The sequence below is a fragment of the Pseudomonas entomophila genome (assembly GCF_023277925.1).
Classification (GTDB): domain Bacteria; phylum Pseudomonadota; class Gammaproteobacteria; order Pseudomonadales; family Pseudomonadaceae; genus Aquipseudomonas; species Aquipseudomonas entomophila_D.
In genome coordinates, this window is the sequence record NZ_CP063832.1 from 2,700,063 (window position 1) to 2,713,582 (window position 13,520).

General features: G+C 63.9%; 12 protein-coding genes. 5 read left to right on the forward strand and 7 right to left on the reverse strand.

The genetic code is table 11. The annotated features are described in order from the left end of the window. The first annotated feature begins 63 nt into the window (after positions 1 to 63). The gene (locus IM733_RS11730) at positions 64 to 1,254 is read left to right on the forward strand and encodes an MFS transporter (RefSeq protein WP_248920965.1); all 1,191 of its coding nucleotides are present in this window, start codon (positions 64 to 66) and stop codon (positions 1,252 to 1,254) included. Positions 1,255 to 1,349: 95 nt separating this feature from the next. On the opposite strand, the gene ydiJ is transcribed toward IM733_RS11730, so the two are convergent. Beyond that, complete coding sequence (gene ydiJ, locus IM733_RS11735) at positions 1,350 to 4,367, reverse strand: D-2-hydroxyglutarate dehydrogenase YdiJ (RefSeq protein ID WP_248920966.1); 3,018 nt, start codon at positions 4,365 to 4,367, stop codon at positions 1,350 to 1,352. A 151-nt stretch (positions 4,368 to 4,518) separates the two neighbouring features. Here ydiJ and IM733_RS11740 point away from each other — a divergent pair, with 151 nt between their 5' ends. Next, positions 4,519 to 5,403, forward strand: coding sequence for a LysR substrate-binding domain-containing protein (locus IM733_RS11740; RefSeq protein WP_248920967.1), 885 nt, complete (start codon positions 4,519 to 4,521; stop codon positions 5,401 to 5,403). A gap of 130 nt (positions 5,404 to 5,533) precedes the next feature. Here the strand turns inward: IM733_RS11740 and IM733_RS11745 are convergent, their stop codons facing one another. The 6 genes from IM733_RS11745 to IM733_RS11770 form a co-directional block, all read right to left on the reverse strand. Next, entirely contained in the window at positions 5,534 to 6,952 is a 1,419-nt protein-coding gene (locus tag IM733_RS11745) for an amino acid permease (RefSeq protein WP_213657788.1), read from the reverse strand. Between the two features lie 703 nt (positions 6,953 to 7,655). After that, the gene (rluB, locus tag IM733_RS11750; protein WP_248920968.1) at positions 7,656 to 8,720 is read right to left on the reverse strand and encodes a 23S rRNA pseudouridine(2605) synthase RluB; all 1,065 of its coding nucleotides are present in this window, start codon (positions 8,718 to 8,720) and stop codon (positions 7,656 to 7,658) included. A gap of 155 nt (positions 8,721 to 8,875) precedes the next feature. Continuing rightward, positions 8,876 to 9,646: an SMC-Scp complex subunit ScpB gene (scpB, locus tag IM733_RS11755; protein WP_248920969.1), complete on the reverse strand. Its 771-nt coding sequence runs from the start codon at positions 9,644 to 9,646 to the stop codon at positions 8,876 to 8,878. Positions 9,647 to 9,660: 14 nt separating this feature from the next. After that, complete coding sequence (locus IM733_RS11760) at positions 9,661 to 10,359, reverse strand: segregation and condensation protein A (RefSeq protein ID WP_248921163.1); 699 nt, start codon at positions 10,357 to 10,359, stop codon at positions 9,661 to 9,663. Between the two features lie 125 nt (positions 10,360 to 10,484). Further along, a complete protein-coding gene (locus IM733_RS11765; protein WP_248920970.1) occupies positions 10,485 to 11,114 on the reverse strand; it encodes an L-threonylcarbamoyladenylate synthase in 630 nt (209 codons plus the stop codon). A 13-nt stretch (positions 11,115 to 11,127) separates the two neighbouring features. Next, complete coding sequence (locus IM733_RS11770) at positions 11,128 to 11,988, reverse strand: PHP domain-containing protein (RefSeq protein WP_240064351.1); 861 nt, start codon at positions 11,986 to 11,988, stop codon at positions 11,128 to 11,130. 67 nt (positions 11,989 to 12,055) lie between these two features. Here IM733_RS11770 and IM733_RS11775 point away from each other — a divergent pair, with 67 nt between their 5' ends. From IM733_RS11775 to IM733_RS11785, 3 genes are all read left to right on the forward strand, one after another. Beyond that, positions 12,056 to 12,652 carry a septation protein A gene (locus tag IM733_RS11775; protein ID WP_248920971.1) on the forward strand — a complete coding sequence of 199 codons (597 nt, stop codon included), beginning with the start codon at positions 12,056 to 12,058 and terminating at the stop codon, positions 12,650 to 12,652. A gap of 1 nt (position 12,653) precedes the next feature. Further along, entirely contained in the window at positions 12,654 to 12,953 is a 300-nt protein-coding gene (locus IM733_RS11780) for a YciI family protein (RefSeq protein WP_248920972.1), read from the forward strand. 174 nt (positions 12,954 to 13,127) lie between these two features. Continuing rightward, a complete protein-coding gene (locus IM733_RS11785; protein WP_248920973.1) occupies positions 13,128 to 13,520 on the forward strand; it encodes a translation initiation factor 2 in 393 nt (130 codons plus the stop codon).

Sequence of the window (13,520 nt, forward strand, 5' to 3'; positions counted from 1 at the left end):
CACAGCCCTCTCCCGCCAGGCTATGATGTCCGCGCACTCGCTTTATCGTTTCCGGACCCCCTCATGCCCGAGCAACATCCGTCCTCGCTCGCGACCACCGCCCAGGTGGTCGCCATCGTCCTGTTCACCTTCATCGGCTACCTGAACATCGGCATCCCCCTGGCCGTATTGCCAGGCTATGTGCACAACGACCTGGGGTTCAGCGCCGTGATCGCCGGCCTGGTGATCAGCGTGCAGTACCTGGCCACCCTGCTCAGCCGCCCCACCGCCAGCCGCATCATCGACAACCTCGGCAGCAAGAAGGCGGTCATGTACGGCCTGTTCGGCTGCGGCCTGAGCGGGGTGTTCATGCTGGCCTGCAGCTTCCTCACCCACCTGCCCTCGCTGAGCCTGGCCTGCCTGTTCATTGGCCGCCTGGTGCTGGGCAGCGCCGAGAGCCTGGTGGGCTCGGGCTCGATCGGCTGGGGTATCGGCCGGGTCGGTTCGCAGAACACCGCCAAGGTGATTTCCTGGAACGGCATCGCCAGCTACGGCGCGCTGGCCATCGGCGCGCCCCTGGGGGTGCTGATGGTCGAGCACCTCGGGCTGTGGAGCATGGGCGCGAGCATCATCCTGCTGGGCGTGTGCGGCCTGCTGCTGGCCTGGCCCAAGCGTGCCGCACCGGTCGTTGCCGGCGTGCGCCTGCCATTCCTGCGGGTGCTGGGCAAGGTGTTGCCCCATGGCTCGGGGCTGGCCCTGGGCTCGATCGGCTTCGGCACCATCGCCACCTTCATCACGCTGTACTATGCCAGCCGCGGCTGGCCCAACGCCGCACTGACCCTGAGCCTGTTCGGCGCCAGTTTCATCTGTGCACGCTTGCTGTTCGGCAACCTGATCAACCGCATCGGCGGTTTGCGCGTAGCGATTGCCTGCCTGTCCGTCGAGACGCTGGGGCTGCTGATGCTGTGGCTCGCGCCCAGCGCCGAAATGGCCCTGGCCGGCGCGGCGTTGAGCGGGTTCGGTTTTTCGCTGGTGTTCCCGGCACTGGGGGTGGAGGCCGTCAACCAGGTATCAGCGGCCAACCGCGGCGCGGCGGTCGGCGCCTATTCGCTGTTCATCGACCTGTCGCTAGGGATCACCGGGCCGCTGGTGGGCGCGGTAGCGGCGGGGTTCGGCTTCGCCTCGATGTTCCTCTTTGCGGCTGGGGCGGCAGGATGCGGGGTGGTATTGAGCCTGTACCTGTACCGCCAGGCGCGGCGCTTGCGCGGGGGCTGAGCCCATTCGCTGGTAAAGCCGACTACGAATTTATCGTGACGCTCTGTGGGAACCCCTACCCCGCACCTGGAGCCGGCCTGCCAGCTAACCACCCTTCAGCGCTGCGTGTACTGCAGCACCACCTCCAGCGGGTGGCGCAGCTGCTTCTCGGTCATGCGCTTGACCTGGCTGCGACACGAGTACCCGGTGGCCAATGCCTCGCCCTGCTTGTCCAGCTTGGTCGCCCAGGACTGCTCGAAGATGGTCCTCGAGGTTTCCTGGTTACGCGCTTCGTGCCCATAGGTACCCGACATGCCGCAGCAGCCGGTGGCCTCAGTGACCAGCTTCAGCCCCAGGCGAGCGAATACCTGCTCCCACTGCCTGGTGCTGGCTGGCACATTGGTTTTCTCAGTGCAGTGAGCCATCAGGCGGAAGCTGTCGGCCTTCGCCGACGCCTGCTCGGGCAGCACGGTCATCAACCACTCCTGGGGCAGCAGCACCGTCGGGCACTCCACGCCATCGACCTTCTGGTACTCCTGGCGGTAGACCAGGGTCATCGCCGGGTCCAGCCCCACCAACGGTACGCCGCAGTCGGCCAGGGCCTTTAGCTGGGTAGCGTTGCGGACCGCCGCCTTGGCGAAAGCACCCAGGAAGCCCTGCACGTGCAGCGGCTTGCCGTTGGCGCTGTAGGGTGCCAGGAACACCTTGTGCCCCAGGCGATGGGCCAGTTCGATGAACGAGGCCAGCAACGGCGTCTCGAAGTAGCGGGTGAAAGCATCCTGCACCAGCACGATACTGCGCTCGCGCTGGGCCGGGGTCAGCTCGCGCAGGGCCGGCACGCTGGCCACCTGGACGCGACAACGGGTCAGGGTGGACTGGAAGTTGAAGCGGCTGATCAGCGGGCTGTCGACCATGCCGACCTTGTCCGCCAGTAACTTGCCCACCCATTTCGAGCCCATCACCGCGTTGTACAGTCCCGGTGCATGGGCCAGGTACGGGATGGTGAACTCCAGCGAGCCGATCAGGTAGTCGCGCAGCGGGCGCTGGTAGCGGCCGTGGTACAGCTCGAGGAAGCGCGAGCGGAAGTCCGGCACGTTGACCTTGATCGGGCATTGCCCGGCGCAGGACTTGCACGCCAGGCACCCCGCCATGGCGTCGTACACCTCGTGGGAGAAGTCCGCCTGCCCCTGCTGGCGCGCACGGCTGTTGCGCAGTCGCGCCGGCAGCCCCTTGAGCCAGGGCACCTTGCGTTGGGCGGCGGCGAGCACGTCGATGTTCGCCTCGCCCTGCAGGCGCAGCCATTCGCGGATCAGCGAGGCACGGCCCTTCGGTGAATGCTGACGCTCGCGGGTGGCCTTCCATGAAGGGCACATGGCGTCGTTGGGGTCGTAGTTGTAGCAGGCGCCGTTGCCGTTGCAGTGCACGGCGCTACCAAAGCTCTGCCAGACACGCTCGTCGATCGTGCGATCCAGGTCGCCACGCAGAGGTGCGCCATCCACCGGCGTCAGGCCTTCGGCACTGTCCGGTGGGGTGCAGATCTTGCCTGGGTTGAGCTGGTTGTGCGGGTCGAACGCGCCCTTCAGGCGCTGCAATGCCGGGTACAGCTCGCCGAAGTACGCCGGCACATACTCGGAGCGCAGGCCCTTGCCATGCTCGCCCCAGAGCAGGCCACCGTAGCGCTGGGTCAGCGCTGCCACTGCATCGGAGATCGGTTTGATCAGCGCGGCCTGGGCCGGATCCTTCATGTCCAACGCCGGACGCACATGCAGCACACCCGCGTCGACGTGACCAAACATCCCGTACGCCAAGCCGTAACCGTCGAGCAGGGCACGGAAGTCGGCGATGTAATCGGCCAGTTGCTCCGGTGGCACGGCGGTGTCCTCGACGAACGGCTGCGGGCGCACCTCGCCCTCGACGTTGCCGAGCAGGCCTACCGAACGCTTGCGCATGGTGTAGACCTTGGTCACTGCTTCCGCACCTTCCGCCAAGGTATGCCCCAGGCGCTCGACACTGCCATCGCGCTGCAGGTGCCCGACGAATGCCTCGACCCGTGCATTGACCTCGGCCGGGTCGTCACCGCAGAACTCCACCAGGTTGATACCCAAGGTCGGGCGCTCGGCGTCAGCTGGGAAATACTCGGCGACGCTGTGCCAGACGATATCTTTCATCGCCAGCATCAACACCTTGGAATCGACGGTCTCGATCGACAGAGGCTTGTGCGCCATCAGCGCATTGGCGTCGCGCAGGGCATCCATGAAGCTGCTGTAGCGCACGTTGACCAGCACTGCGTACTTCGGGATCGGCAGCACATTGAGCTTGGCCTCGACCACGTAGCCCAGCGAGCCTTCGGCACCACACAGCACACTGTTGAGGTTGAAGCGGCCCTGCTCGTCGCGCAGGTGCGCCAGGTCGTAGCCGGTCAGGCAGCGATTGAGCTTGGGGAAGGTGCTTTCGATCAACTCGGCCTGGGTTTCCTGGATTTCCCGAGCCATGCGATACACCTCGCCAACCCGGCCGGGCGCGGCGCACGCCTGCTCCAGCGCCGCGTCGTCGATTGGCAGACTGTGCAGGCGCTCGCCACCGAGCAGCACGCTGTGCAGCTCAAGCACGTGGTCGCGGGTCTTGCCGTAGGTGCAGCTGCCCTGGCCACTGGCATCGGTGTTGATCATGCCGCCAACGGTGGCGCGGTTGGAGGTGGACAGCTCCGGCGCGAAGAACAGCCCGTAAGGTTTGAGCGCGGCATTGAGCTGGTCCTTGACCACGCCCGCCTGGACCCGTACCCAGCGCTCCTCGACATTGATCTCGAGGATGGTGTTCATGTGCCGCGACAAGTCGACGACGATACCGTCGGTCAGCGACTGGCCGTTGGTGCCGGTACCACCGCCACGTGGGGTCAGCTTGATATCGCGAAAGCGTGGCTCGGTCATCAGCGTGGCGACCCGCGCCACGTCGTCGGCATCGAGCGGGAACACCGCCGCCTGGGGCAGGCGCTGGTAGATGGAGTTGTCGGTGGCCAAAACGGTGCGGGTGCCGTAGTCGGCGCTGATCTGGCCACGGAAGCCGCTGTTTTTCAGGGCTTCGAGGAATTCGGGGTAGTGGACGGCAGGCGCGCGGGGTGGCAGCTGGGCGATCATCGAAGGATGCCTCTTTGATATCGGCTAATTCACGGAAATCTTGTCACTCCGGCATGAATGGCTCATGGGAGGATTTCGAATGCGCCAATGTTCCTGTAGTTTCGCGCCAGGGGCAAACGGATATTCCTGCCGCTATCGATGAGCTTTATGAATGAATTACCGCCACCTCACCCCTTCGATGTCGCTGCTGCTGGCCTTCGAGGCCGCCGCGCGGCATGAAAGCTATACCCGCGCCGCCACCGAACTGTCACTGACCCAGAGCGCGGTGAGCCGCCAGGTACAGGCGTTGGAACAACAGTTGGGGCTCACGCTGTTCCGCCGCGAAGGGCGCCAGGTGCAACTGACCGATGTCGGCCGCCTGTATCAACGTGAACTCAGCGAAGCACTCGGGCGCATCCGCAGCGCCACCCTGCAGGCCCTGGCCTATCAGTCCGGCGTCGGCACCCTGCGCCTGGCGACCCTGCCAACCTTCGGTTCGAAATGGCTGCTGCCACGCCTGCATGCGTTCTACAGCGCCCACCCAGGCATGCTGGTGCACATTCATTCACGTATCGAGGCAATCAATTTCGACACCAGCGAGATCGACGCCGCCATCGGCGTGGCCACCCATGACCTGCCTGGCCTGATCTGCCATCGCCTGCACGCCGAGGAACTGGTGGTGATCCTGCCACCGGACAGTGCACGCGGCGGACAATGCTGGAGTCCCGCGCGAATCAGCGAAGAGGTATTGCTCAATGTCGCCAACAACCCACACGCCTGGGGCGAGTGGTTCTCCCACCACGCCCTGCCCCATCGCTCGATGCGTCTGGGGCCTAGCTTCGAGCTGACCTCGCACCTGATCCAGGCGGTGCGCGCAGGGATCGGCATCGGGCTGGTGCCGCGAATCCTGGTGGAGGAAGAACTGGTCAGTGGCGAACTGTTCAGCCCCGGGGCGCCGTTTGCCAGCCAGCGCAGCTACTACCTGATCTATCCGCCGAGGAACGAGGCGCTGCCCTCGCTGCGGGCGTTTCGCGGCTGGTTGCTCCAGCAGATCTGACTTTTCGCCAGCAAGGCTGGCTCACATAACACCCATAGGAGCCAGCCTTGCTGGCGAAAAGGCCGGCACAGACAACAAAAAACCCGACGCCAGTTGCCCGGCATCGGGTTTTCTCGAAACGCCTCAGCGCTTACTTGGCCACGCTACCCGCAGCACCGTTGGCCTGCGCCCCACGCTTGCTCTTGAGCACGTAGAACACATACATCACCACCAGCCATACCGGCATCGCGTACACCGACACCTGGATGCCAGGAATCTGCAACATGATGCCCAGGATCAGCACCACGAACGCCAGCACCAGGTAGTTGCCGTACGGGTACCACAGCGCCTTGAACAGCGGCTTCTGGCCGGTGCGGTCGAGGTGCTGGCGGAACTTCAGGTGCGAGTAGCTGATCATCGCCCAGTTGATCACCAGGGTCGCCACCACCAGCGACATCAGCAGCTCCAGGGCGTTCTGTGGCATCAGGTAGTTGAGCAGCACCGCGATCAGCGTCACGGCCGCCGACACCAGGATCGAACGTACCGGCACGCCACGACGGTCTACCTTGGCCAATGCCGCCGGGGCATCGCCCTGCTCGGCCATGCCCAGGAGCATGCGGGCGTTGCAGTAGGTGCCGCTGTTGTACACCGACAGCGCCGCGGTCAGGACCACGAAGTTCAGCAGGTGCGCGGCCACGTCGCTACCGAGCAACGAGAACACCTGGACAAACGGGCTGCTGCCATAGCTGCCGCCGGAAGCATCGATGCTGGCCACCAGGCTGTCCCAAGGGGTCAGCGACAGCAGTACCACCAGGGCGCCCACATAGAAGATCAGGATGCGGTAGATGACCTGGTTGATCGCCTTGGGGATCACGGTCTTCGGCTTGTCGGCTTCGGCGGCGGTGAAACCAAGCATTTCCAGGCCACCGAAGGAGAACATGATGAAGGCCAGGGCCATCACCAGCCCGCTAACGCCATGCGGGAAGAAGCCACCATGGGCCCACAGGTTGGTCACCGAGGCTTCGGGGCCACCACTGCCACTGGTCAGCAGGTAGGCCCCCAGGCCGATCATGCCGACGATGGCGGCAACCTTGATGATCGCGAACCAGAACTCGGCCTCGCCGAAGATCTTCACGTTCATCAGGTTGATGGCGTTGATCAGCAGGAAGAACGCTGCCGCGGTCACCCAGGTCGGGATCTCCGGCCACCAGTAGTGGACGTACTTGCCGACCGCCGACAGCTCCGACATGCCGACCAGGATGTACAGCACCCAGCAGTTCCAGCCCGACAGGAAGCCGGCGAAACCGCCCCAGTACTTGTGTGCGAAGTGGCTGAAGGAACCGGCCACCGGCTCCTCGACGATCATCTCGCCGAGCTGGCGCATGATCATGAAGGCAATGAAGCCGCAGATGGCGTAGCCGAGGATCATCGACGGGCCAGCGGACTTCATCACGCCGGCCGAGCCCAGGAACAATCCAGTGCCGATGGCGCCGCCCAGGGCAATCAGTTGGATATGGCGGTTCTTCAAGCCACGCTTGAGTTCGCCGGACTGTGAGTTATGTCCACTCATGAACGAAGTCACCTGCTTGTTTTTATCTGTGACGGAATCGGACCCACCGCACTCGTGGCGCAGCGGAATGGGCAAGGTGGTTACCTTGGGTTCTTGGACAGGTCGATCGCGAAAGTGCGGGTCAACCGGGTGTCAGCAAGAGTGCGCGGTACGCAAGGGGGTCACAGGTAAAACGCGGCGCATTGTATACCCCTGCAAACGCGCAGGCGTCAACGCGTTGCGTCGTTTCCTGATGAAAAAACGCACCGGTCCTGGGGTGAAGGCCTGAAAAGGCGGAGTGATCGGCGTACATGGCGCCTCCGTTTTGTTGTTTTGGTGCCTGGCGGTCCTGCCTGGCTTTGCACACGGCAATGGCGCTATCTCAGCGGTTGGACGGGGGATTTGGAAGGGGGTGAACGGAGGCTCGGAGGCTCTGCGGCGAGGATCGTGGAAAATTTTTGTTACGAAGGGCTGAAAAAATCGGGCAGGCCGGGTTATATGGCTATTTTTGTATAAATTTCTTTACATGGCGGTTTGAAAACTTTCCACCCACCAGGAAATTTTCAGCGCATTCAGGAACTTGGACCGCTTCGCGACCCTTCGCCGGCAAGTAGCCTCCTACAGCTAGATGTCGCCCTTCGTACGAGCCGGCTTGCTGGCGAAGCATTTCCGACAGGCACAAAAAAGCCAGCCCGAAGGCTGGCTCTTTCGTTACCAGGTGGAATCAACCGCGCGGCTTGCCACGACCACGGCCAGCAGGCTTGTCGCCCTCAGGGCGGGCCGGACGCTTGCGCATCTCGCTTGGGCGCTCGGCCACCGCACTGCCACGGCTGCTCTTGCGCGGCGCCGACTCTTCACGCGCTGGGCGTGCCGGGCGCTCGCCCTGGCCTTCCTGGGCGGGACGCAGGGTGCGCACACGCTCACCACGCCCCAGCGGGCGGGTCGACTTGCGCTGCAGTCGCTCGAGTTTATCCTTGGCCTTGAGCTTCATCTCCGGCAACGCCACCGGCTGCAGGCCGACTTCGGCGGCCAGGATGTCGATCTCGCCCTGGCTCATTTCGCGCCAGCGGCCCATCGGCAGGTCGGAGTTGAGGAACACCGGGCCGAAACGCACGCGTTTCAGGCGGCTGACCACCACGCCCTGGGACTCCCACAGGCGGCGTACTTCGCGGTTGCGGCCTTCCATCACCACGCAGTGGTACCAGTGGTTGAAACCTTCACCACCCGGCGCCTTCTGGATATCGGTGAACTTGGCCGGGCCATCTTCGAGCATCACGCCGGCCTTGAGGCGATCGACCATATCGTCGTCGACCTCACCGCGCACGCGCACGGCGTACTCGCGGTCCATTTCGTAGGACGGGTGCATCAGGCGGTTGGCCAGCTCACCGTCGGTGGTGAACAGCAGCAGGCCAGTGGTGTTGATGTCCAAGCGGCCGATGTTGATCCAGCGGCCCTCTTTCGGGCGCGGCAAGCGGTCGAACACGGTCGGGCGGCCTTCCGGGTCGTCACGGGTGCAGATCTCGCCGTCAGGCTTGTTGTACATGATCACGCGGCGGGTCGCCTCGGCGGCCTCGACACGCTTGATCAGCTTGCCGTCGACGGTGATGGCGTCGTGCAGGTCGACGCGCAGGCCCAGGGTGGCCTCGACGCCGTTGACCTTGATGCGGCCCTGGCTGATCCAGGCCTCGACGTCGCGACGCGAGCCGACGCCGATGCGGGCCAGTACTTTCTGCAGTTTTTCGCCGGACGGCGGGGTGGGTTGTTGGTCTTGCAGGTCTTTGTCACTCATCTGGGCACCTCCCGGTGTAGTAGTGAAAGCGGGCGCGCATCATACGCGGTTCGGCGGGGGAACGCACTGGAGGGTAGAAGGTTTTTCCGGATGCCCCGTGGATTTCCGCCCAAAGGCGTTCGCCGGCGAAAGCGTCAGCCCCGACAACACAGGGTTCAATCCTTGGGCTCGCCCTCAGGCTCATCCGCCTCTTCCGACATCTCAACGCGCAAATCATTGAAATCGGTCTTGAGCCCCTCTTCCATCGCGTCCAGCTCCACCAACAGCGAACGGAAACTGGTCTCTTCTTTCGGCTCTACGGTTTCACCTTCCTCGCCCAGGCTGGCATCGGCCAGGGCCTGCAGGTGCGCCGGCACCGGTGCTTCGTCCGGGTCAAGCATTGGTTCGGGCTCCAGTTCGCGCAATTCGGCCAATGCTGGCAGCTCGTCGAGACTCTTCAGGTTGAAGTGATCCAGAAACGCCTTGGTGGTGGCGAACATCGCCGGGCGCCCCGGCACCTCGCGGTAACCGACGATGCGGATCCACTCTCGCTCCATGAGGGTCTTGATGATGTTGCTGTTCACCGCCACGCCCCGCACGTCCTCGATCTCGCCACGGGTGATGGGCTGGCGGTAGGCGATCAGCGCCATGGTTTCGAGCAGCGCACGGGAATAGCGCTGCGGACGCTCCTCCCACAAGCGGCCGACCCAGGGGGCGTAGTCTTCGCGAATCTGCAGGCGATAGCCGCTGGCCACCTCCTTGAGCTCGAAGGCGCGGCCATTGCACGATTTGCCCAGTACCTCCAGGGCCTTCTTGAAGACAGCCGGCGCCGGACGCTCGGCTTCCTCGAACAGCTCGTACAGGCGCTCAAGGGATTGTGGCTTGCCCGAGGCGAGCAGAAAGGCCTCGATCAGCGACGCCAGTTCGCGGGGTTCATTCAGGTTCATCGGTAGTCGTCAGGTCACTCTGCCCGGGCACGGACGTGAATCGGGGCGAAAGGCTCATTCTGCACCAGTTCGATCAAGGATTCCTTCACCAGCTCGAGAATCGCCATGAAGGTTACCACCACGCCGAGCTTGCCCTCCTCGCGGGTGAACAAGTCGACGAACGGCACGAAGGCCCCGCCCTTGAGACGCTCGAGCACTTCGCTCATGCGTTCGCGGGTGGACAAGGTCTCGCGGGTGATCTGGTGGCTTTCGAACAGGTCGTTGCGGCGCATGACCTCGGCCATGGACAGCAGGATCTCCTCCAGGGCGACCTCGGGCAGCAGCTTGCGCACCTTGGCCTGAGGGGCCTCAAGGCGCGGAACCAGGACCTCGCGGCCGACCCGCGGCAACTCGTCGATACCTTCGGCGGCGGCCTTGAAGCGTTCGTATTCCTGCAGGCGACGGATCAGCTCGGCGCGCGGATCGCCCTCCTCCTCTTCCACCTCGCTGGAGCGTGGCAGCAGCATGCGCGACTTGATCTCGGCAAGCATGGCGGCCATCACTAGGTACTCGGCAGCCAGTTCCAGGCGCACGTTCTTCATCAGCTCGACATAGCTCATGTACTGGCGGGTGATTTCCGCCACCGGGATATCGAGGATGTCGACGTTCTGCTTGCGAATCAGGTACAGCAGCAGGTCCAGCGGGCCCTCGAAGGCTTCGAGGAAGACTTCCAGAGCGTCCGGCGGGATATACAGGTCAACCGGCATTTCGGTCAGGGCTTCGCCGTAGACCAGGGCCAGTTGCAGCTGGAACGGCGCTTCAGCCTCGATGGCCGGCGCCTCGGGCGCTTCCACCTGGCTCACGCGTTGGCCAGGAACGGAGTGGGGTCGCCGCAACCTTCGCGAATCAACGCAGGTTCGTCGCCGGACAGGTCGATGACAGTGGATGCCTTGAGGTCACCGAAGCCGCCATCGATGATCAGGTCGACGTGATGTTCCAGACGCTGACGGATCTCGTAAGGGGCGGTCATCGGCTCTTCATCGCCCGGCAGGATCAGGCTCACGCTCATCAATGGCTCACCGAGCTCTTCGAGCAAGGCCAGGACGATTGGGTTAGAGGGGACGCGCAAGCCAATGGTGCGGCGTTTTTCGTGCATCAGCAGGCGCGGCACTTCACGGGTGGCATTGAGGATGAAGGTGTAGGGGCCTGGAATGTGCGCCTTGAGCAGACGGAAGGTTGCGGTGTCGATCTTGGCGAAGGTGCCCATCTGCGAGAGGTCGCAGCACAGCAGGGTGAAATTGTGGTTCTTGTCCAGCTGACGCAGGCGGCGGACACGCTCGATGGCGTTCTTGTCGCCGATCTGGCAGCCCATCGCATAGGCCGAGTCGGTCGGGTAGACCACGACCCCACCCTTGCGGATGATCTCGACAGCCTGCTTGATCAGGCGCGCCTGCGGGTTTTCCGCATGAATCTGGAAAAATTGGCTCACGAAGTCGTCCTGTTCATACCGCCATAGGTTGTTCATGTCGGAATCGGCGCCACAGAGGTGGCAGGTCCTCGGGCAAGGGCCGGTAGGCACCGATCTCGCCCCAGGTGCCAGGGCCGTGGAAATCGCTGCCGGCACTCGCCAGCAGGCCGAACTCACGGGTGAGGATGGACATCGTCCCCACCTGCTCGGGCGGCATCATCCCATTGACCACTTCCAGTGCCTGCCCGCCTGCCTGAATATAGTCGGCAATCAGCCGTCTGCGCTTGCTGCGAGTCAGTTCGTAGTGCATGGGGTGGGCCAGGCTCACCCAGGCATTGGACTGGCGTAGCGTGGCGACGGTTTCCTCCAGCGTCGGCCAGTGCAGCTTGACGTCCCCCAGCTTGCCGGCCCCCAGCCACTTGCGGAAGGCTTCGCCACGGTCCTTGACGAAGCCGGCACGCACCATGAATTCGGCGAAGTGCGGGCGCGCCGGGGCGTTGCCGCTGTCGCCCAGTTCCTGCTGCACGGCCCGGGCGCCGTCGAGCGCGCCAGGCATGCCCTTGGCCGCCAGCTTGCGGTCGATTTCCTCGGCGCGCAGCCAGCGGCCACGGTGCAGGTTGTCGATAGCTTCGAGCAAGGGTGGCGCATCCAACGGGAAATCATAGCCCAGCACATGAATGGTCGCACCGCCCCAGGTGCATGACAGCTCGACACCGCTGACCCACTGCATGCCTTGCTCGGCGCACGCCTGGCGCGCCTCGGGCAGGCCTTCGAGGGTGTCGTGGTCGGTGAGTGACAGTGTCCGCACCCCGTGCTCGTGGGCCCGGGCGACCAGCGCCGTGGGCGACAGGGCGCCGTCGGAGGCCGTGCTGTGACAGTGCAGATCAACATTCATGGAGGAGCGCTTTCGCCGGAATCGATGTTTGTTATTATGCCGCCACATCCCGCTTCTGGCTGCCACTGTGAAACAATTCATCGATTTCATCCCGCTGCTGCTGTTCTTCATCGTCTACAAACTGGACCCGCGCCCGGTCGAATTCGCCGGCCACGGCTTCGAGTTCGGCGGGATCTACAGCGCCACCGCCATGCTGATCGTCAGCTCCGTGGTGGTCTACGGCGCGCTGTTCCTGCGCCACGGCAAGCTGGAAAAGGGCCAATTGCTCACCCTGGTCGCCTGCCTGGTGTTCGGCGGCCTCACACTGGCCTTCCACAGCGAAACCTTCCTCAAGTGGAAAGCGCCGGTGGTCAACTGGCTGTTCGCTTTGGCCTTCACTGGTAGCCATTTCATCGGCGACCGGGTGCTGATCAAACGCATCATGGGCCACGCCCTGACACTTCCCGAAACGGTCTGGAACCGCCTGAACGTGGCGTGGATCGGCTTCTTCCTGGTGTGCGGCGCCGCCAACCTGTTCGTCGCCTTCACCTTCCAGGACTTCTGGGTCGACTTCAAGGTGTTCGGCAGCCTGGGCATGACCGTGATCTTCCTGGTGGCCCAGGGTGTCTACCTGTCGCGCCACCTGCACGATACCGACCCTACCACCTCCAAAACCAAGGACTGACATGCTCTACGCCATCATCGCCAGCGACGTCGAAAATTCCCTGGAAAAACGCCTGGCCGCCCGCCCCGCCCACATCGAGCGCCTGCAACAGCTCAAGGCCGAAGGCCGCGTGGTGCTGGCCGGGCCGCACCCGGCCATCGACAGCAACGACCCGGGCGCAGCGGGTTTCAGCGGCAGCCTGATCGTCGCCGAGTTCGACTCGTTGGCCGCCGCCCAGGCCTGGGCCGACCAGGACCCGTACATTGCTGCGGGCGTCTACGAAAAGGTCGTGGTCAAGCCGTTCAAGCAAGTCCTGCCTTAAGCGCCAGCGCCGTAGGAGCCGGCCTTGCCGGCGAACACCGGCATAGCCGGTGCCAGCCAGCGCAGTGCATGGTTTACCAGCAAGGCTGGCTCCTACGGTTTACGCAGTACGCCTATTCAAAATTTCCGACCTACGGCCGACAACCTCCTGAACCGATACGAATCAGGAGTTCCAATGCGTCAAGGTCCGATGTCCCTGCTGCTTTGCCTGTCACTGCTGTCCCCTCTCGCCGTGGCCGAGCAGCCGCTGTCGCTGGAAGCCGGGGCGCGGATCACCGAGCTGCAGCAGCGCCTGGAAGAAAGCGAGCAGCAACGCAATGCGCTGAACCAGCAGTTGCAGAACCAGGACAGCACGCGCGAAAGCGCCCAACTGGCCCGCCTGCGCCAGGATAACCAGCGCCTGAAGCAGGCCATCAAGGAACTGCAGGCCGGCGCCAGCCTGCCCCAGCGCCTGCTTACCGACCAGCAGCAATGGTTCCTGATCGGTTCGGTCGTTGCACTGTTGTCGGCAGTCTGCGGTATCTTAGCCAGCGGCGGACACAGAAGACGCCGTCAATGGTTGAATTGA